Source organism: Corynebacterium matruchotii, from assembly GCF_011612265.2.
GTDB classification, from domain to species: Bacteria; Actinomycetota; Actinomycetes; order Mycobacteriales; family Mycobacteriaceae; genus Corynebacterium; species Corynebacterium matruchotii.
The window spans coordinates 1,559,899-1,579,356 of record NZ_CP050134.2 but is presented as its reverse complement, the minus strand read 5'-3'; the positions used below and the strand labels follow the sequence as shown (position 1 = coordinate 1,579,356).

Below are 19,458 nucleotides of genomic sequence, written 5' to 3'. Positions count from 1 at the left end.
ACCACCGCGACCATGCGCTATTTTGATCATGCCGCAACAACAATGATGCGGCCCGTCGCCCGCGAGGCATGGCTGAACGCCAGTAGACTACTCAACCCGGCCGGCCAATACCAGGTGGGGCGTAAATCCCGCCGAGTATTAGAAGACGCCCGGGAACTCGTCGCATCCCTCCTGGGGTGCGAACCCATCGAAGTGATATTCACCGCCTCCGGCACCGAATCCGACAACATTGCCCTGGTGGGGCAGTGGCAGGCCCGGAAAGAACAACACAACCGGGTGGTGAGCACCGCAATTGAGCACGCCGCCATCTACGAAACCGCCCGCTACCTCGCCGACCAAGGCGCCCAACTCGACGTCATGCCGGTCACCCCGGAAGGCTTCGTCCACGACCCCGACAATTTCCTCGAAACCCCCGCCGCGGTCGTGGCATGCATGTGGGCGAATAACGAAACCGGGGCCATCCAACCCCTGCCTGATGTGATTGCCCGGGCGGACGCCACCGGCACCCCAGTACACGTGGACGCGGTCCAGGTGGTGGGGAAACTCCCGGTGAACTTCCACGAGCTCGGGGCCACAACGCTGGCGGCATCCGGCCACAAATTCGGCGGCCCCCGCGGCGTGGGCCTGCTCCTGGCCAAACGCTCCCCGGCGCCACACCCCCTGATCCACGGTGGGGGACAAGAACGCGGCATTCGCTCCGGCACCGTGAACGTGGCCGGCGCCGTGGGGTTGGCCGCGGCACTGGAAGAAGCCTGCGCCGACATGGCGGCCGAAGCACAACGCGTCGCAAAGCTCAAACAGCAGCTTATCGACGCCGTAACCACCATTCCCGGCGCGCGCATCAACACCCCCGCCGAATTCGCGCTCCCCACACACCTCAACGTCAGCTTCCCCAACGCCGAAGGCGACAGCCTCATCATGATGCTCGACGCCGCCGGCATCGCCGCATCCACCGGCTCCGCCTGCGCCAACGGCGTCAACCGGGCATCACGGGTGCTGCTGGCCCAGGGAGTAGACGAAAAACTAGCGCGGGGCACACTCCGACTCACCCTCGGCTACACCACCACCGAAGAAGACGTCGAATATTTAATCAACCACCTGGCCAAAGCGGTCACCATGGCCCAACGCGCCGGCATGGCATCATAACCCAACCAAAAATATTCCCCGCCAGACAAAAAGTCTCGCGGGGAATATTGCTGTCTTCAATTATTTCTGGGGATCCGGATAGTTGGACTTATCCGGCACCGAAGCCAACTCGTTCTCCAACCCGAAGCCACGGGCGAAGGTCGGCCAAGACTCCCGCATATCATCCAACCAGTAGTACCAGGTGTGCACACCAGTGTTACGGAACTTGTAGTCCGCCGGAATGTTCAAACCATTCAGCTTTGCCCGCAAATCATGGGTACAAGCGTTCGTGGCGCCCTCAATCAGGCCACCCTGCACCACAATGTCAGAAGAGGTATTAGCGGCGGCAGCGCTTTCGGCGCCTTCCTTCCGCAACTTATTGAACGTCTCATTCTGCGACATCAAACCGGTAGCGTTCGACACATAGATAGCGGAACCCCGCAGACCCTCAGCCTTCACCAACGCATCATGCTCCGTGTTATAGGAGCCACCCATGGGCCCAAACACCTGCCGCGGGGAAATACCCTCACGCTGCAACGTGATCGAAGCAAACATGTACGGGATCGGACGCGACGTAGATGCGCAACCCGAATACGAGCCCACAGCCTTGTAGAACCCGGGGTTACGGGCAGCCAACAACAGCGAAGAAGTGGCCGACATCGACAAGCCCACAATGCCGCGCTGACCATTGCTGCCCAACGTCTGTTCGATCGGCTCCGCCAGCTCCTTCGTCAGGAAGGTCTCCCAGTTCTGGGGGCCATCAATATAGGCCTCGCCCTTGGCACCCTTCTTGTCATACCAGTCAATATAGTAAGTGAAGGCACCACGCATCGGCACCACCACATTCACGTTACGATCCAGATAGAACCGGATAGCCGAATCAAACGTCATCCAGTTCGTCGACTGCTCGCCACCACCGGCACCATTGAGCAAATACATGGTGGGGCGGTTCGCATCCTTCGCCCGAATAATCCCCAACGGAATCTTGGCATTATTCATCGACGGGGAAGTAGCAGCCATAGCCACCACCCGTTTACGACCCTGGGAATCCGTGTACTTAGAATACCGATCCAAATCCCCAGCCCACGCCTTATCCGCAAACTTGTTCTCGGAAAGAATCCAAGAGGGGTTCTCCTCAATCTGCGACTTCTGGCCGGTGAAATTAGCCCCCGGAGTAGCGTTAGTATTGGGCTGCAACCCGCTATCCGAACTCAACGAGGAACCATTCGACCCCTGCTCCTCCGCCGCTTTCGCTGCCGACGTGGCCGCCGCAGAAGGCTCAGCCGACGCTGGCGCCGCAGCAGACGTTGATGCAGCAGCGGCCGCCGAAGACGGTGCCGCGCTGGTCTGCTGCGCCGATACCGCTGGGGTCACCACCAACGGCATCGCCAATGCCGTGCACAATGCTACGCATGATGCTAGATTTCTCATAAAAATCCCTTTCCGAGGTAAAACACCCGAATGCCAAAGCGAAGTTAATCAGTCAAAAACATTACCAAATCATTAACCAAAACACCGGGATCGCTTAAGGTTTCGATCACTAACGGGTGTAGCGCACCCAACCTCAACGGCGAATATGGTGTAAGCGGAAATACCCCCGCAACACATGGCCAATAACCGAGGCTGATAACTTCACAAAGATTCCATTAACTCAATCAGTTTCCCTATCGCCCGCGCTGCATTAGACATTACAACTCATGACATAAACCCACCCCCGGGTCGTCGTAACGCACCCTGCCCCCAGCCGCCATAAACGCCCGCGTCCACGCATCATCCCGATACTGCGCCGGCACCGCACCAGCCAATAACTGTTTCGTAAGCTGCGCAGACACCCCATCACCCATTACCGGCAACCCACCATCCGACGCCAACAACACAATATTGCCATAACGACGCCCCTTTAACATCGGCGGATCCGCAATCACCCCCACCCGCGCAAACACCGTAGCCATGGTCCGCAACTCCGACCGCGCCAACCGCAAATCCGCATGATCCCCACAATTCGCCACATACAACCCCGACGGCCCCAACCCACGCCGCACCGCGGCCAAAAACTCCATCGTCGTCACCGGCCGGGGAGTCACCGCCCCCACAAACACATCACGAATCACCACATCCCGACTCCCAGGACGAAACCCATCCGCCACCGCCCGCGCATCCCCCACCCGAATCTTCAACCGGGGAGCCCGCGGCAAATCAAACCACTCCCGCACCAACCGCGCCAACTCCGCATCAATCTCCACCACCGTCTGCCGCGCCGACGGATACCTGGCTGCAAAATACCTCGCCAACGAACACGCCCCACCACCCAAATGCGTCACCCGCAACCTGGAAGCATCCAAACGCGAATCAATAACCGCCTCACAACCAGCAGCAATCCACCGCATATACTCATACTCCAACCGCAACGGATCCGCCGAAATATGACTCGACGGCACCCCATTGACAAACACCTCCCACCCATCAGCCACATACGGGTCCGGCCGCAACTCCACCTCACCCGTCGACGTCACATACCGCCCAGCAACCGGACCCGCCACCGAACCCCCACCCCGACTAGCGCCCCGACCAGTACCAACCGATGCGCCGGGAATAGAACCCGCCCGAGAACTGTTTGAACCTGTGTTCGCATTTCGCCGTTTCCTACCCATGTGCAAATATATTACGATGCAATTTCTAACCCCGAGTTAACCTAAGCCACCAACAACAGAAAGGCACCACCCATGCGAGTCCTCGCAGCAATGAGCGGCGGCGTCGACTCCGCAGTAGCCGCCGCCCGCGCAGTCAAAGCCGGCCACGACGTCGTCGGCGTCCACCTGGCACTCAGCCAAGACCCCCAAGCCGTCCGCGAATCCTCCCGCGGCTGCTGCTCCCTCGAAGACTCCGCCGACGCCCGCCGCGTCTGCGACAAACTCGGCATCCCCTTCTACGTGTGGGACTTCTCCGACCGGTTCAAAACCGACGTCATCGACGACTTCGTCGACTCCTACGCCCGCGGCGAAACCCCCAACCCCTGCCTCCGCTGCAACGAAAAAATCAAATTCGCAGCCCTCCTGGAGCGGGGGATCGCCCTCGGCTTCGACGCTGTAGTCACCGGCCACTACGCTCGACTCACCCAACCAGCCGACGGCGGCGACGGCTACCTTCGCCGCGGCGTCGACCCCAACAAAGACCAATCCTACGTGTTGGGTGTCCTAGGCCACCACGAAATCGCCCACTGCATGTTCCCCGTCGGCGACACCATCAAACCCAAAATCCGGGAAGAAGCCGCAGCCATGGGCTTCTCCGTCGCTAAAAAACCCGACTCCTACGACATTTGCTTCATCCCCGACGGAAACACCCAAGCCTTCCTCGGCGAACGCATCGGGCTCCGGCCGGGCATGATCGTCGACACCGAAGGAAACAAACTCCGGGAACACGACGGCGCCTGGAACTACACCATTGGGCAGCGCAAAGGACTCGACATCAAACAACCCGCCGCCGATGGCCAGCCCCGCTATGTGACGGACATCAACGCCCAAACCGGCACGGTGACCGTTGGGTCGCGCCGGGACTTGTCGGTGGGGGTGATTGAGGCGGACCGGTTGAAGTACCTGCACCCAATGATGGATGGCAGTTTTGATGCGGACGTGCAGGTTCGGGCGCACGGGTCGGTGGTTCCCTGCCATGTGACGGTGGATCGGGAGGCGGATTTCATGCGCCTGGAGCTGAAGAAAGCGCTCCAGGGTGTGGCGCGGGGCCAGGCCGCGGTGCTGTATCTGCCGGACCCGGGCGGTGACATCGTGTTGGGGTCCGGGACGATCTGCGGCACGGCGAGCGTCTGATGGTTGCGTTTGCGCTGGGGGTGATGCCGGGGACGGACATGGTGGCCGCGGCGGATGTGATTGCCGGCGAGACCGGTGATGTGCGGGCGATTCCGCGGTTGCCGGCCCGGGGCATCATGTCTGATGCGGTTGGTGCCACGTGCGCGTTATTGCCGGATGCGCCGGTGGCTGCCGGCCCCCGAAGTTGGCGGTTTGAGGCTAGGCCGCAGCTCATAACCCGGCGGCTGTGGGATCAGGCGGAGCGGGACCTTGACCTGTTGGAGGCCGAATGGGGTTCGTCGGGTTTTACGGTGCAGGTGGCGGCGTTGGGTCCGTGGAGCTTGGCCGCCCAGGTGGAGCTGTCTAATGGGCATTTGGCGGTGACGGATCCCGGCGCGCTGCACGACCTCACCGAGATCGTGACCTATGGCCTGGCCGAGCATGCGTCCCGGCTGCGGCGCAGGTTTCACGGCGAGGTGAACATCCAGGTCAACGAGCCGCTCTTGGCCGCCCTGAACCGTGGTGAGATAGCGGGCACGAACGATTTTGATGTGTTGCGGCCAATCCCGGTAAAAGAACTGGGGGAGCGGTTGCATTATGTGTTCGAATCCCTGCCGGGGCGGCGTCTCCTCGGGAGCGGTTCCCGCCCGCTTTTCGACGTGGCCCGCATCGCGCAGCCCGACGCCATTATCGTGCCCCAATCCGCGCTGGTGGGCAGCGAACTTCTCGATGGTTGCGCGGCCACGTTGGATGCGGGCATCGGGGTTTCCCTGGGTTGCGTGACGCTGGGTGATGACGTTGATGATGCCCGCGATGTGGCCATAAAAATCGCACAGCTTTTCGACGAGCTTCGCATGGATCGCGCCATAATCCCGGAGCTGGTGGATGTGACGAACGCCCGGGAGTTCACCTCCGGCGATCTGGTTTCGGTGGCTCGGGCGCTGGCGTGCGCCCGGGTGGCGGATGAAATCCTGGTGCGGGACGTGGGGGATCTTTAAATGTGGTAGGCGTGAAGGAGTATTGGGGTGGAGTGATTCTCTAACACACCACAGCCCTAATGTTTACAGAACGCAATGAATGCCTATGCGGCGTATGTCGCCAAGAAGTGAAAAGATGGGTGATCGAAGTGCCATCTTTTCAGAGGGGATGTACTGAAGCGAGGGAGCTTTATGTCCTGGACCGTATAATATGAGGGCAGCGATTGCCTTTGTGATCTGCTGGGTAATGCTGAAAGCTCCATCAATATTGACTGGATAATCACCAAGCCCACGCCGGAAAACGCTCACGAACCGGAGCCACGAACAATGGAGACTGATTCGGTAGGCAGTGAATGACTGAAAGTTTGTCATTTACCTTGTTTTTCTTTGGTTTTCAGAGAAAAGTATGTGTCTTAATAACCTTGGGAATTTGATCATATTCTCTAGTAACTTAGTAGGCTCCCCGGATAATAGAGATAATTTAATGATGAGATAAGCAATAACTGTTATGTGTTATAATCATTTTCCTAAAGGATGGGTCCTTAATCTGAGATTTTGACTAAGTCCCACTTAACTTTCAAATATGCGCCATCTACCCCCTATGAGGGCACACAAATTTAGGTTATTCTCGTCCAAGTTATCTCGATACTAAATAATTGAAGTATTATCGGTAAGCAAGTTTTAAGTTAAATGAAAGTGGAGGTTTGATCTATGTCAAGCGATGATTTTTGGAGGGTCTCAGGTTCCATACCAAAACTTGATAATGATGGAGTTTTGATCACAAACAGCAGTTTAGGTTCAGGTGGTTCCCGTCGTAGTGATGGAACATTGTCTAAAATGGTAGAGAATCTTCAGATCGTCTCAGATGATGAGACTGATAATGGTTGGGATGTGGGTGCGCTTGCCTTGACAGCCGGAGCTGGCCTTTTTATTGGTGCATGTGCCAGAGAATTTTGGGTAAGAGTTGTACGTCCCAAAATTAATTCTTCTACTTCTCCTATCAAAGACAATCGAGATCTCTCTTCTGCTTCTGAAACTGAAGATTCAACAGAATCATCAATGCAACTAAAAGCAGATGATGAATAAAATATCTTCTTAACTGAAGCTTATTCAGTTGCTGGGAAAATAGGGTTCGGGTGGTGGTTGACGAACATTATTCTTCGTATTATGTGATCGTCTGAATGGCCTTGTTTCTGGGGGTCTGCAAGGGATACATAAGATCTACCACTTTTTAAATGGGCTATGATCGTTCGATCACATGACGGATTAGATCTCTGTGTCGAGTCGTTTCTATCAATTTAGCAGGGGTTTCCAGGGTCTTCTGGAAATGGCTGCATCAATAGATTGTGAATTGTTGGAGTGTTGTTTACTTCCCTCCGCTGTTTGGGAAATTGGATCACGTTTTTCGGCAGCCGAATGAAATGCCAAAAGCCTTTACCCCACCGGGTTTTCCCTGGTGGGGGTTGGCTCCTTTGGGCGTCGTCAAGCAAGTTAGGGGGTTTGCAGCGGCCAGGCGGTATTCACGTCGCTCGCGTCCTTGCCCCGGCCGAGTAAATATTTCTTGAAATCATTCTGCGACCGGTAGTAGCCCACCGCCTGAAACTCCATGAGCTGCTCCATGGTTTGGGGGCTGATTTGTGACGCGAATCGTTTCTTGGCCTGCTTCCACGCGATCCGCGCCGCGGCTAGGGCGTCACTAGTTGCCTCGTGTGCGTTCTCTAATCGCACCTGGTATTCCTCGCATAATGCGGTGAGGGTCCGCTTACCACGTCGGTAGGGGTCGAGGAGTTTATCCATCACATATGGGTCATAGACCGGTCCGGTTATCAGAAACCCCGGCTCCAGCGAATGCAGCACCGTTAAATCGTATGATGCGTTATATACGATGAGTGTGTACCCATCCGTCCACGCTTTTCTGATTGCGGCGATGGTTTCTGCAAGCACATCCGCGTGGGGGCTGCCGTGCTCCCGAGCATATTCCGTGGTAATACCATGCACCTTGGTGGCGGCCTCGGGGATGGGAACGCCCGGGTCGGCAAGAAATTCTTGGGGGTGGGCTCCGCCGGAGTCAATGTGTACGAGGGCGGAGGTGACAATGCGGGCTTCGAACGGGTTCGCTGATGTGGTTTCTAAATCGAAGCTTAAAACCTTGAGTGGGTTGAAAGGCTGGGTGAGACTATCCATGAACATGGTCCTAGCTGAGTGATCGGTTGATTGCTTACCACCTTAAAACACGCAGCGGACATGAGGGTAGCGTCAACGATCACACACCAAAAATTTAGAAAATAAGTTCGACTTACGACGGGTGGATGGTGGATGTGTGTCAATCGTGGTGGTTAAACTCATCACTATGACTAATACCCCAGCAGAAACGACGGATACGCAGGAAATTCACCAGGAATGGCAGCGTCTTGCCTCCGAGGTGACCCGGCACCGGGAGCTCTATTACAATCAAACTCCCGAAATCACTGATGCGGAATTTGATGCATTATTCAAAAAGTTAGAGGCATTAGAGGCGGATCACCCGGAGCTCGCCACCCCGGATAGCCCCACCCAGCAAGTTGGTGCCCCGGTCGAATCATCGTTCGAGAATGTGGAGCACCTGGAACGCATGCTCAGTCTCGATAACGTATTCGACGAGGAGGAGCTCGACGAGTGGTTGCAGCGGGTCGACGCCCCGGAGTACGTGACCGAACTCAAGATTGACGGCCTGTCGTTGGCCCTCGTGTATCGTAACGGGGTGCTGGAACGCGCAGCCACCCGCGGCGATGGACGCATCGGCGAAGATGTGACCGAAAACGCCAAGGTCATCCAGGATGTGCCGCATACACTTACCGCCACCGAGGAGTTTCCCATTCCCGACCTGTTAGAGGTGCGCGGTGAGGTGTTTATCGCAGTGGAGGATTTCGCCGAGGTCAACGAGCAACGCCAGAAGGATGGCGGTAAGCCCTTTGCTAACCCCCGTAATGCCGCGGCGGGCTCGCTGCGTCAAAAAGACGTGGAGGCCGTGCGCCGCCGGAAACTGCGCATGCTCTGCCACGGCATTGGGGCCACCGAAGGGTTCACCCCCGCATCCCAATACCATGCCTACGAGGCGTTGGCCGCGTGGGGCCTGCCCGTGAGCGACTACACCAAGCTGGTGAAAACCATTGACGAGGTGCATAAGCAGGTCGCCTACTGGGAGAAGCATCGGGGCGATGCGGTGTGCGAAATGGATGGCCTGGTGGTGAAGGTGGACAGCATTGCCGAGCAGCGGCAACTCGGCGCCACCTCCCGGGCGCCCCGTTGGGCCATTGCCTACAAATATCCGCCAGAGGAGGTCCAAACCAAGCTGCTGGACATTCACGAGGGCGTGGGTCGTACCGGACGGGTCACGCCGTACGCGGTCATGGAACCGGTGTCGGTGGCCGGCAGTATTGTGGAGCTCGCCACCCTGCACAATCAAACCGAGGTGAAACGCAAAGGTGTGCTCATTGGCGACACCGTGGTGATCCGCAAGGCCGGGGAGATCATCCCCGAGGTGTTGGGTCCGGTCGTGGAGCGCCGCGACGGCACCGAACGCGAATACGTGTTCCCCGAAAACTGCCCCAGCTGCGGCACCAAGCTCGCCCCCCAGCGGGAAGGGGACGTGGACTGGCGGTGCCCTAACTCGCAGAAATGCCCGGCGCAGGTGGCCGCCCGCATCAAATACCTGGCTGATCGGGGCCGGTTCGACATTGAGGCGTTGGGGGAGAAGGCTGCTGAAGACCTGGTGCGTTCCGGGGTGCTGGTGGATGAGGGAGGACTGTTCAATCTGACCGAGGCGGACCTATTGCGCACCAGCATTTACACGACGAAGAAGGGCACGCTCAACGCCACCGGCAAAAAACTGTTGAAGAATTTAGAGACCGCCAAGCACACGGATTTATGGCGGGTGATGGCCTCGTTGTCCATCCGCATGGTGGGCAACACCGCTTCCCGGGCGTTAGCGTCCCGGTACCGGAGTCTCGATGCGCTGCGGGCGGCCACGGTGGAAGACATTGCCGAAACCGAGGGGGTGGGCCTGGTCATGGCGCAAAGCTTCAAGGACTGGTTTGAGGTCCAGTGGCATTGCGACATTGTGGACCAGTGGGCGAAAAGCGGCGTCACCGTGGAGGACGATGCCTCGGATCGGCCGGAGCAGGTGCTGGCTGGCCTGACCGTGGTGGTGACCGGCAGCCTGGAGGGCTTCACCCGCGATTCCGCCAAGGAGGCCATTATTTCCCGGGGTGGCAAGGCCTCCGGGTCGGTGTCAAAGAAAACCGACTATGTGGTGGTGGGGGAGAAGGCCGGTTCGAAGGAACAGAAAGCCCGCGATCTGGGGCTCACGATCCTGGACGAGGCCGGGTTCGTCCAGTTGCTTGCGACCGGCACCGTGGAGGCCGCCGACGATGCGGATGACGCGAATGACCTTGATGCCGCCGAAGCTACCGAGGTTGCCGACGCCGCCGACGAATAACCAGGGGTTGCCTAGTTCGCCCCATCCCGGTGTGTGGGTGGGGCGCTGAGCCCCTGAAGGTGGGCCGTCATGAGTTCCCGCATGATATCCTCCTGCTGCCCCGCATGCGAAGGGATGGCACTGTTCGTTGCGGAGGCTTGCACGAGAGTGGGGGCGGGGTGCCCCACACCCCAGGCGTAGCAAATGTGGGCATGGATGCCGGCAATGAGCGGAAGGTCGGGGCATTCCGAAAGCTCAGGACAGGTTTCATGCACAAAATCCGTTAAAGTCTTCACCTGGTGCAGGATCTGTGTTTTAAAATTCACCACATCATCAACGGTGATGTTATGCTCCAGGGTATTTGTGAGTTCACTCAGCAACGGGGGGAAGAGCGGTTGGGCGCAAGCCTTCTGGGCGAGCACCGCGGCCAACGCTTCCGGGCTCGTGCAGTCATTGGCGGCGGCCGTGACATTGGTGACCCAGGTGGTATATTCCGTCGTCAACAATGAGAGCAGGATTGCTTCACGGGAGTGGAAGTAGCGGAGCACATTCGACTTGGCCAAGCCAACCTCGCGGGCAATCGCATTGAGCGAAAGATCAGGAACCCGCGTGGTCGCCAGCATGCGGCGCGTTGTGTCTAAAATTACTTCCGAACGGATTTTGCGCTGCTCATCGGTGTGGGCGCGGCGAAAACTCTCCGGCACAATCCCTCCTGAAACCTCACTAACATACTACCTCTGTTACCCTAGGATAAAGACCACCGGTCTGATATTTGTTTTTGTGCCCAACCCAAGGAGCAACAGTGGCCATCCCACAAATTTCCCTTAATAATAACGTAGAGATTCCCCAATTAGGATTCGGGGTGTACCAAGTAGATCCCGCGGAAACGGAACGCGTTGTCAGCGACGCCCTCGCTGCAGGTTACCGTCACATTGACACCGCCGCAGCATACTTCAACGAAGAAGCCGTCGGCCGCGCCATCGCCAGCAGCGGCATCCCCCGAAACGAGATCTTCGTCACCACTAAACTGTGGATCAGCGACGCCGGTGACGACGGCGCCCGCCGCGGCTTCGAACGATCCCGCACAAAACTAGGCCTGGACTACATCGACCTTTATCTCATTCACCAACCCTACGGTGACGTCTATGGTTCGTGGCGCACCCTCGAAAAAATCTATGCCGAAGGCGGCGCCCGCGCGATCGGCGTCTCTAACTTTGCGCCTGATCGCTACCTGGACTTGGTGCTCCACAACCAGATCGTGCCTGCAGTCAACCAGGTAGAAACCCACCCCTTCCTGCAGCGCACTGAGGAGCAACAATTCCTGGCCAAGCACGGCACCATCCTGGAATCGTGGGGTCCCTTCGCCGAAGGGCGAAACCAACTATTCACCAATGCGGTCTTGACGAAAATTGGCGACCAATACGGCAAAACCACGGCGCAGGTGGTGCTCCGGTGGTTCATTCAACGTGGCATCATCGTCATCCCCAAGTCCGTTCGCCCCGAACGCATGGCCGAAAACCTCGACATTTTCGACTTCGAACTGTCTGAAACAGACATGACAGCCATCGCCACACTCGGCGGTGACGCCTCCCTGTTCATCGACCACACGACCCCTGAAGCCGTTGAAATGCTCGTCCATGCGTTAATGATTGAATAAGCTTCAATGATCCATTGCCCACCTGAAGATCTAGCGGACACTATCCATCCCTGCAGACTCCCCGAAACATAATCATCCGGGCGATTAATGTGATATGCAAGATAATGTTCTACCAACCACCAACAAGCCACATTTCCCCAGTGACTGAATAAGCTTCATCATTGCGATTACGCCCATAAATATGCCTGAATAAGCTTCGGGGTATGGGACGGCTAGTCTTTTTCTGGGTATGGTGGTTGTGTTTCTAACATTGTGCGTGACCACTCATAGAACAATGCCTTCTTGCTCCTACTTAGTATGCTCTCTACTACTTGCATACCATCATGGCCAAACTAGTCAAACATCTTATAATCTGCAACTGGACTGGCATATATTTTACCGTCACTCTTATTAACAATATTGGTGGACTTTGGATTAGCCTGGCCAGGAATCGCCACCACATAAAACTGTGTCGACGACTCAAACCCCCACTTATTCAACTTCGCCATACAAAGATTCAAACTCTCTGATGCGGCTACAACTCTGCGGGCGTCGTCTAATGAGTTAATCAACATAGCAATAACCCCCTGTTAGTTACTCATTATCCATGAGTCTCACTAACAGGGAGTAGTTCGTTAACTTATCACACAACCCTGGGCTGTGTTAATCATCGTAAAAGACTTTCACCTTCATTCCTCGTAGCGATTCCAAATCAACTACCGGGTCCATTGCTGCGAACTTACGCACATTCTTCTGAGTGCGACCAATAATAGGATCTTCCCAATCAGGATTGTCAAAATCCTCATCATTCACCCATGTAGCCAAAAACGGCCTTTTAAGTTCCAGATCAAGCCATGCACCGGACTCTACTAAGTCATCCAAAAGCACCTCAGTATAATAATCACGCATCCCTGGATACCGCCCCAACACCGCAGGTGGACGGGCTTCATCAGCAACTCGCTGAGACAAACTTTTAGCCATTACCATCACCTAGATCTTTTAAAGGAAATCCTCTGTTTGCAATTGTACCATCTGCCAGCACTTCTGTAACACCGTCACCTTGGACTGGAAACACACTGTTGATTTTAAAAGTAGGCTGCAGTTGACCCGGCTGCAGTTGACTCTCAGGAATTGTACGAGCCTTACCAATATAGACAGCTAACTCCACTGTTCTTGATCCGGAGTTAGGTTTGAATTCTTCAGGTACGATGGCATTTTCAGGTAGGGTGACCTTTTTATATAAAACAGTACCCCAACGTCCGTTAGGTTCAACCCGGTCAGGATGGAAAATAATGTCATCAACCACCCCTTTATTAGCACCACCATCACCACTAAGCCATTCCTTCAGCCCTTCATCACCATCCTTAAACTCAGGGAAAAATGTTTTACCACCAGGCGGGAGTTCTGCTTCTCTATTTTTGATCATGTTTGCTACTTCAGTTCGCTTTTCGAAAGAATGGTATCCAGAAACCACATTATCTCTGACCCTACCGCCAACAATGTGGTCCATGGGAACGGTTCCATCGTGCTGTCCCCGCTCCCTCTCAAGTTTCTCCCACAGCTCATTATTCTCCCTGTTATTCTCGCATGATTGAAGCCCGAGAACGTCAACCCAGATAACGGGGTTGGTGACGTATCCTTGTGTCGTACCAAGGTTGGCGAGTAGTCCGAGTGGGTCTTGAGCATTATACACCCCAGCATGCGGATCATAGTAACGGAACCGGTTATACACCCACCCTGACTCGGTGTCTTCGTACTGGCCGGTAAACAACAACGGTGTGCTCACCATCCCTGCCCAATGCCGTTTCCCGAACAAGGTGTAAGTGGCATAGCCAACCACCTCACCTGTCATAGGGTCGATGAGTTCCTTCGGGGCACCAGCGAGGTCACACACCATGGAGTAAAACACCGCATCCACACGCTGCTGCGGCCACCCCAACACACCACCAGCACCATCACCAGTAGTGGAATCATCGTGGTGATAAAGACCATCGCTATAACCACCATGAGGATTGTTGTGCTGGTAGTAGGGATCATCGGCACTATTATCAGCACCCGTGCTGCCACCATTCCCACCAGGATAATAACCATTCCCACCATCTTGACCGGTCATGGAACCAGTGGTGTTGATGGTGATCTGGCCTAGGATCTCCCCGGTACCAGGGTCGGTAGGCCATAATACAGCACTGCCTACCATGTGTGGGTTCATGGTGTTGACCGCATGGTATTCGCCGAAGAGCACGTCGCCTTCGTGTAGGAACATGACCCGGCTTGTGACTTCACCTGTTGTGGTGTTGATTTGTTCTTTCCCAACCCTACGGCATAGCCCATCGTACAAATATCGCCAGCCTACTCCTGGGTGATCGGAGTCTTCGTAGCCTACGGGTTGGGTACCATTGTCATAGTAGAAATGCTTCACCAAGGGTTTCTTCGACAACCGCTTCGTCACCGTCTGGGTCACCCTGCCCGCTTTATCGTAGGTGAATTTGGTGCGGCCTACTTGGTGGGGCATGGTGCCACCATAGGTATCCACATCATCCGCCCACCTAGTAGCAGTATCCGGGTGGAGTTTCGTGAGCACACCAGCCTGACTGTACGAATACGACTCCTCCCTTCCTGCACGTTTCTCCCGGGTCTGGGGCATGTTCTGCGTGGCAGTGCCACCGGCTTGTTGGTGGGTAACGCGTGTGACTCTGCCCATTGGGTCTACGTCATAGGAGGTTTCCACACCCCGAATCCGGTCCGTGATCTGGGTGATGACATCATCGGCACGCCATGTGAATACCCGGTCGATCACACCCACAGCATGGTACTCATCCTGATGCTGGGAAGAACCAGCAGATCCAGCATCATTCAAGCCAGTGGCAGTATTGACAGGACCAACCCCATGACTATTATTACTGCTGTTGTTTTCTGGTGTGAGAGCATGCACTTGGTCCCTAACCAGGCGGCTGTTTTGGTCATAATCAAACGACCGAACAAGAGAACCCACGTGCGCCCAGGAGCGCCTGCCCGTATCGTCCACACCGAACGATAAGGATGCTACCTCTGTGTTTCCTAGCGTGTAGGTGCTGTTCCGCAGCACACCCTCATCATCAAATATGGGGGTTTCCAACACCTGTTTCCCGTCCGGGAGCATGTGGGTGATCGCTTCCACGCCGCCTAACCTCCCGTAGGTGAATGCCATGGTGTGCGATTCACCCGAATACAAGGTAGTGGTCTCCGTCAGCGACCTGCCGTACTCGTCATAGGAGTAATCCGTGGTACACCACTGGTTCGTGACCTTCGTGATTTTCCCTAACGCATCCCGCTGGTAGGTTGTAGTGTTTCCCTGATCATCAAAGGTTTCTGTCATACGACCATAGGGGTCAAACATGGTGGTCACAGTCCCCGCACCGGTAATAGTGTCTAACCGTTGCCCGTCCGGGGTGGTGTGTGACTGGGTGATAAGGCCGTTGTAGTCCACCTCTTTAATAATGGAGCCGTCTAGGTCATAGTGCAGCTGCCAGGTGTGCCCATCCGCGTTCGTCACCATGATGGGCTCCATCTGCGTGTTATACACATACCGTGTGATGCCACCATTCGGCAAGGTGACGCTACTTACTTTGTCGAACACGGTGTATCGGGTTGTAGTGGTAGCGCCAGTCTCGTTCATGGTTTGGGTAAGGTTTCCTTCCCCGTCATAGGTGCCGGACCGCCAACTCCCATCAGGGTTCACAACCCTGGTCACCCACCCTTCGGGCGAGTACTCGATCGTGGTTACGTTTCCTACGGGGTCGATCACCTCTGTCACCAACCCGCGCACATCCCTCGTGACGGATGATCTTCTGCCTGCGGGATCGGTGGAAGCTACGGGCCGACCGGCGTTATCGCACTCCATACTGCGTACCAATCCGCTGGGGGTGATCGTGGCTTGAGGTACGATACCTGTTGCCCGCCAGTCGTATTCAAACCGAGTCACCACTCCTAATGGGTCGGTGATGCTGGTGACCATGCCGGCGGCATCTACTTCGTATTCGGTGGTAAGCCCATCCCGGCTGGTGATTTGCAGAGGTTCGCCCCACGCACCAGGGGTGATAGTTTCTGTGGTTCCGTCACCATAATCAATGCGGGTGATGGTCCCGTATTCGTCCCGGCCGATGGTGGTCACCACCCCAGTGTTCGAGATTTCTTTCACAATTTGGTGGTGCTGGTCGTATTCCCGATCGGTCACCACGCCTTCCGGGGTGATGATCCGCCACACATCACCAGCCGGTGTCGACCGGTACACCGTGGGCCGAATATCCCCTAGAAACTCGTCACGCAAAAGCTCCTCGGGAAGAGCCCATGGCTTATCATCCCTGGTGCTTGTCCTACCCCGGCCGGTAAGCCCAACGCCTTGAAGGCCTTTCTCCCGCAGAAGATTCGCTAATGGCAGTTTGCCCAGCCGGTCGAAGTATTCGTTGATGCATGTGTCGCCGATTTCTGCCGGGTTACCGTGGAACTTACCCGCGCATTCTAAGGCGACGCACACTGTGCCGTCTTCTGGGGCGTCATCACCAGTATCTTTTAACCAGACAGCTACGTTGGGGAACATGCCCCCAGTGCCTACCTGGGCAATAACCCGGCCCTGGTCGTCGAATCGGTAGTGGTAGGAGTGCCCGTTCCTATCCGTCCACCGAGTAGGCCTATGCTCATCATCATAAAAATACCGTAGTGCCCCAGCAGCGGAGTTGATGACTTTCAGTAGGCGGCCCTTACCATCATAATTATAGGATGCCAGCCGGAAGGGCTCCTCTCCTGGGTGGGTTTCCTCGTTCTTGACCCAGATGGATAACAGCCTGCTGATCCGGTTGTGCCATTTGAATTCCAACACGGTGCCGTCACTTCGGCGCATTGTAACCAGGTGGCCGGTTTCTTGTTCGTAGTTGTATTCGATCCACGCACCAGAATGATGAATAACCGTGGATAATTGAACCTCAACACCCAGGTTAAACGTGTCAGCTACCGAACCAGGGGATAGCATGTTCACGAACGAGTTTGACGCCTCCCACACACCAGGACCACCAGCATCAGCATTGGTATCGGAATCATTCTGGGGGTTAGTGGAATTAACCTGATCGTCAGCAGAATCATGGGTATCAGAGGTGGAATTGTCCCTGCCATGAGCATGAGTTTTATCCGCTACACCATCACTATGGTCTTCATCTACCGCATTATCATGTGATTCATCCTCGATGGTTCGTTCCCTGCGGATCACCTCCCCGGTTTCCTCATCCAGGCAGTACACGTAATTCTTTGGGGCGTCCCCTGTGATCGTATAATCCGGCACGGGGCCCTCGGGCCGGTAACACGGCTCCCCGCCTTGTGCTTCACTACCTGCTACACCAAACACATAAGTAACGCCTTTTTGGATGTTACGCACCCGGTACGCCCCGTCCACGAAACACAGTCGCCACGGGCGGCCCGCATCTCCCACCTCGGACCCCCGTCCACTGGGGCGGGCGGAAACTCCAGGAGCGCACCATCCGGTGTCATCATCAGGATTTGGCCTGGGAGGATTTCGATCCGGCAATCCAACGTCGTATTCCACCCAGGGCCAAACACCCTACTCGTATCCATACCAGAATCCGTGTTCCTAGCCACCACCATCGGCAACATGCCACCAATATGGATATCGGTGGCGGAATCAATCATGGCCCCTGTTGCCATATCCACCGGCTCCATACCGGGGAGTTTGCACTCATTTCCCCGACACAGGTTTTTCGGCCCATTCAGCCCCAACTTCTCTTTCGCCGCCCCTAACGCCTCAGACAGCGCTTTCCCCGGTCTTGTCCCCTTTAACGCATCGAGTATTTTCCCTCTAGGCAGGAAAGTAGTCATATCCGAAGCAAACTCTTGCCACGAACAATTCCCCGTCAAACATAACAACCCCTTTAATTCCAACCCTAGGGTTTTTAACGGCATCCCGAAAATCGGACTTGATACTAGCAGACCACCAATAGACTGCAGAGCATTCGAAATATCACGCAACAGATCTGCATGCTTCGATACCCAGTCTTTGAATGCCTCCCATTTTTCCTCCACCCAATTCGGGTTCTCCTCAAACCGTTTCCTGGCCTGCGACCTAATCGCAGTAACCGTGGCCTGCACCTCGGTACTGAGCGTGGCCTTAATCCCCGCACCCTTAGCAACATCCGCATCAAACACAGTAGTCGCCCGCAGGTGTTCTGCCTTGGCTGCTTCGAACGCTGCTTGGGCCGCGGCCAGTTCTGACTGGGCTGCCGTGGCGGTACTCGCTGTGACAGCATTCACGCCCGGCACCGCAGCTGTCGCCACCGCTGTAGCAGTAGCTAGTTTCGCCGTAGCAGCAGCCCGGATCATGTTTGCTTCGCACAGGTTATAGTTCGTGACTGCGGTTTGTACCGCGGTGTGATCTATCGCAGCAGTGGCTGTCAGGGCATTCATCTGGGTTTGCGCCGTAGTGAGCGCTTCCGCGTATTTGGTCACGGCTGTGCTTACCCCACCATGGGCCTCACCCGTGATCGTCAGGTGCTTCGGAAACTCACCATGGATCAGCTCCCGATACCTATCGCCCTCATCACCCAAAAACCCACCATCATTAATCATCCTGAGTGACGCGGCTGTAGTAAGAGCGTTTTCGGCAAACACCCGCCACCTACGGGCGAATTCGAACACCTCAGCCGGGTTCCCGCCAATCCTGAACTCATTTTGCTGATAGAGAAGAAACGGCTTCAACGGCAAAACAGGCATAACAACGCACCTTTAATGTTTGAAAGAGAAAAATTAAGATAAATAAGGAAAGAAAAATAATCAGAAAGAGTGGTGTTTACCCCAAAAGCCTTCGAACACTCATACTGGTCAAACCACAAGAAAATCTAGGGCAGTACACCACAATAATCTGCCGGCACAGCATCACGAGCCTCCAAGGACGGGTCATTCAACCAAAGTTTCAAAGAATATTATGAAGTAAGATAGCAGGCCAACCACCCACCATTGCCAGCTAAAACCAACCTTGGCGTAGTTACTAGCTTCCCATCAGGAAATAACTACATAAAACTCTCGGGGCACTCATACATTGCTCATTCTTTGCTATAGCATTATCAATAAGCATCGGACTTCTTATGTATGAAGATTCCCATATCAACTAGGTTTCATTCACTACACGCCGTCACCCCAAAAATATTAAAGATGTGACATTCATCACGTAGATGATATGCAGCCCCAAAATGCTTCTTCCCGAACCTAAAACACACCCCCTCCCCAAATCCCAGCAATCCAATACCCCGAAGCCTATTCAACCGCTAGAAACCATCCCTGCACCAGCAGACGGCAAATCAGAAAAACACGCCGCCCACCTTAACTCCTAAAGAAGAGCCATGCGTTATTAATAACCTGGGTGGCCAAGCCCCATTTCCCAGCAGCTGAATAAGTCTTAGCGAATCAACGCTTCATCGCGTC

13 protein-coding genes are annotated in these 19,458 nt (G+C 55.5%); 6 read left to right on the top strand and 7 right to left on the bottom strand.

Annotated elements, in window-relative coordinates; all coding sequences use genetic code 11:
- The first annotated feature begins 12 nt into the window (after positions 1 to 12).
- Positions 13 to 1,146 carry a cysteine desulfurase family protein gene (locus HBA49_RS07030; protein WP_005527003.1) on the top strand — a complete coding sequence of 378 codons (1,134 nt, stop codon included), beginning with the start codon at positions 13 to 15 and terminating at the stop codon, positions 1,144 to 1,146.
- A 60-nt stretch (positions 1,147 to 1,206) separates the two neighbouring features.
- Here HBA49_RS07030 and HBA49_RS07025 read toward each other — a convergent pair whose 3' ends face one another.
- Positions 1,207 to 2,556 (bottom strand): alpha/beta hydrolase, encoded by a 1,350-nt coding sequence (locus tag HBA49_RS07025; RefSeq protein WP_005527104.1) that lies wholly within the window; start codon positions 2,554 to 2,556, stop codon positions 1,207 to 1,209.
- A gap of 257 nt (positions 2,557 to 2,813) precedes the next feature.
- Positions 2,814 to 3,665 carry a spermidine synthase gene (locus HBA49_RS07020; protein ID WP_005526999.1) on the bottom strand — a complete coding sequence of 284 codons (852 nt, stop codon included), beginning with the start codon at positions 3,663 to 3,665 and terminating at the stop codon, positions 2,814 to 2,816.
- Between the two features lie 183 nt (positions 3,666 to 3,848).
- Between HBA49_RS07020 and mnmA the strand changes: the two genes are divergently transcribed.
- From mnmA to HBA49_RS07005, 3 genes are all read left to right on the top strand, one after another.
- Positions 3,849 to 4,949 (top strand): tRNA 2-thiouridine(34) synthase MnmA, encoded by a 1,101-nt coding sequence (gene mnmA, locus HBA49_RS07015; RefSeq protein ID WP_005527532.1) that lies wholly within the window; start codon positions 3,849 to 3,851, stop codon positions 4,947 to 4,949.
- Positions 4,949 to 5,926, top strand: coding sequence for a uroporphyrinogen decarboxylase/cobalamine-independent methonine synthase family protein (locus tag HBA49_RS07010; RefSeq protein WP_005527266.1), 978 nt, complete (start codon positions 4,949 to 4,951; stop codon positions 5,924 to 5,926). The genes mnmA and HBA49_RS07010 overlap by 1 nt, the downstream gene beginning before the upstream one ends.
- Before the next feature lie 690 nt (positions 5,927 to 6,616).
- Positions 6,617 to 6,991 carry a hypothetical protein gene (locus HBA49_RS07005; protein WP_225865997.1) on the top strand — a complete coding sequence of 125 codons (375 nt, stop codon included), beginning with the start codon at positions 6,617 to 6,619 and terminating at the stop codon, positions 6,989 to 6,991.
- 405 nt (positions 6,992 to 7,396) lie between these two features.
- Here the strand turns inward: HBA49_RS07005 and HBA49_RS07000 are convergent, their stop codons facing one another.
- A complete protein-coding gene (locus tag HBA49_RS07000) occupies positions 7,397 to 8,089 on the bottom strand; it encodes a 3'-5' exonuclease (RefSeq protein ID WP_005527497.1) in 693 nt (230 codons plus the stop codon).
- Between the two features lie 166 nt (positions 8,090 to 8,255).
- On the opposite strand from HBA49_RS07000, the gene ligA reads away from it, so the two are divergent.
- Entirely contained in the window at positions 8,256 to 10,382 is a 2,127-nt protein-coding gene (gene ligA, locus HBA49_RS06995; protein WP_040432323.1) for an NAD-dependent DNA ligase LigA, read from the top strand.
- A gap of 11 nt (positions 10,383 to 10,393) precedes the next feature.
- Here ligA and HBA49_RS06990 read toward each other — a convergent pair whose 3' ends face one another.
- Complete coding sequence (locus tag HBA49_RS06990; RefSeq protein WP_005527445.1) at positions 10,394 to 11,065, bottom strand: TetR/AcrR family transcriptional regulator; 672 nt, start codon at positions 11,063 to 11,065, stop codon at positions 10,394 to 10,396.
- A gap of 98 nt (positions 11,066 to 11,163) precedes the next feature.
- On the opposite strand from HBA49_RS06990, the gene HBA49_RS06985 reads away from it, so the two are divergent.
- Complete coding sequence (locus HBA49_RS06985; protein ID WP_005527358.1) at positions 11,164 to 12,018, top strand: aldo/keto reductase; 855 nt, start codon at positions 11,164 to 11,166, stop codon at positions 12,016 to 12,018.
- Between the two features lie 642 nt (positions 12,019 to 12,660).
- Here the strand turns inward: HBA49_RS06985 and HBA49_RS06980 are convergent.
- From HBA49_RS06980 to HBA49_RS12985, 3 genes are read right to left on the bottom strand one after another with little or no spacing between them, the layout of a single operon-like run.
- Positions 12,661 to 12,978, bottom strand: coding sequence for a hypothetical protein (locus HBA49_RS06980; protein ID WP_040432238.1), 318 nt, complete (start codon positions 12,976 to 12,978; stop codon positions 12,661 to 12,663).
- A complete protein-coding gene (locus tag HBA49_RS06975; protein ID WP_279633409.1) occupies positions 12,971 to 17,419 on the bottom strand; it encodes an RHS repeat-associated core domain-containing protein in 4,449 nt (1,482 codons plus the stop codon). Before HBA49_RS06975 ends, HBA49_RS06980 begins: the two co-directional genes overlap by 8 nt.
- Entirely contained in the window at positions 17,359 to 18,750 is a 1,392-nt protein-coding gene (locus tag HBA49_RS12985) for a DUF6531 domain-containing protein (protein WP_005527236.1), read from the bottom strand. The genes HBA49_RS06975 and HBA49_RS12985 overlap by 61 nt, the downstream gene beginning before the upstream one ends.
- Between the last annotated feature and the right edge of the window lie 708 nt (positions 18,751 to 19,458).

Bases quoted from the DNA above. Each gene is read 5' to 3' on its own strand.
- HBA49_RS07030 (WP_005527003.1), top strand. From the start codon at position 13: ATGCGCTATTTTGATCATGCCGCAACAACAATGATGCGGCCCGTCGCC.
- HBA49_RS07025 (WP_005527104.1), bottom strand. From the start codon at position 2,556: ATGAGAAATCTAGCATCATGCGTAGCATTGTGCACGGCATTGGCGATG.
- mnmA (WP_005527532.1), top strand. From the start codon at position 3,849: ATGCGAGTCCTCGCAGCAATGAGCGGCGGCGTCGACTCCGCAGTAGCC.
- HBA49_RS07010 (WP_005527266.1), top strand. From the start codon at position 4,949: ATGGTTGCGTTTGCGCTGGGGGTGATGCCGGGGACGGACATGGTGGCC.
- HBA49_RS07005 (WP_225865997.1), top strand. From the start codon at position 6,617: ATGTCAAGCGATGATTTTTGGAGGGTCTCAGGTTCCATACCAAAACTT.
- HBA49_RS07000 (WP_005527497.1), bottom strand. From the start codon at position 8,089: ATGGATAGTCTCACCCAGCCTTTCAACCCACTCAAGGTTTTAAGCTTC.
- ligA (WP_040432323.1), top strand. From the start codon at position 8,256: ATGACTAATACCCCAGCAGAAACGACGGATACGCAGGAAATTCACCAG.
- HBA49_RS06980 (WP_040432238.1), bottom strand. From the start codon at position 12,978: ATGGCTAAAAGTTTGTCTCAGCGAGTTGCTGATGAAGCCCGTCCACCT.
- HBA49_RS12985 (WP_005527236.1), bottom strand. From the start codon at position 18,750: ATGCCTGTTTTGCCGTTGAAGCCGTTTCTTCTCTATCAGCAAAATGAG.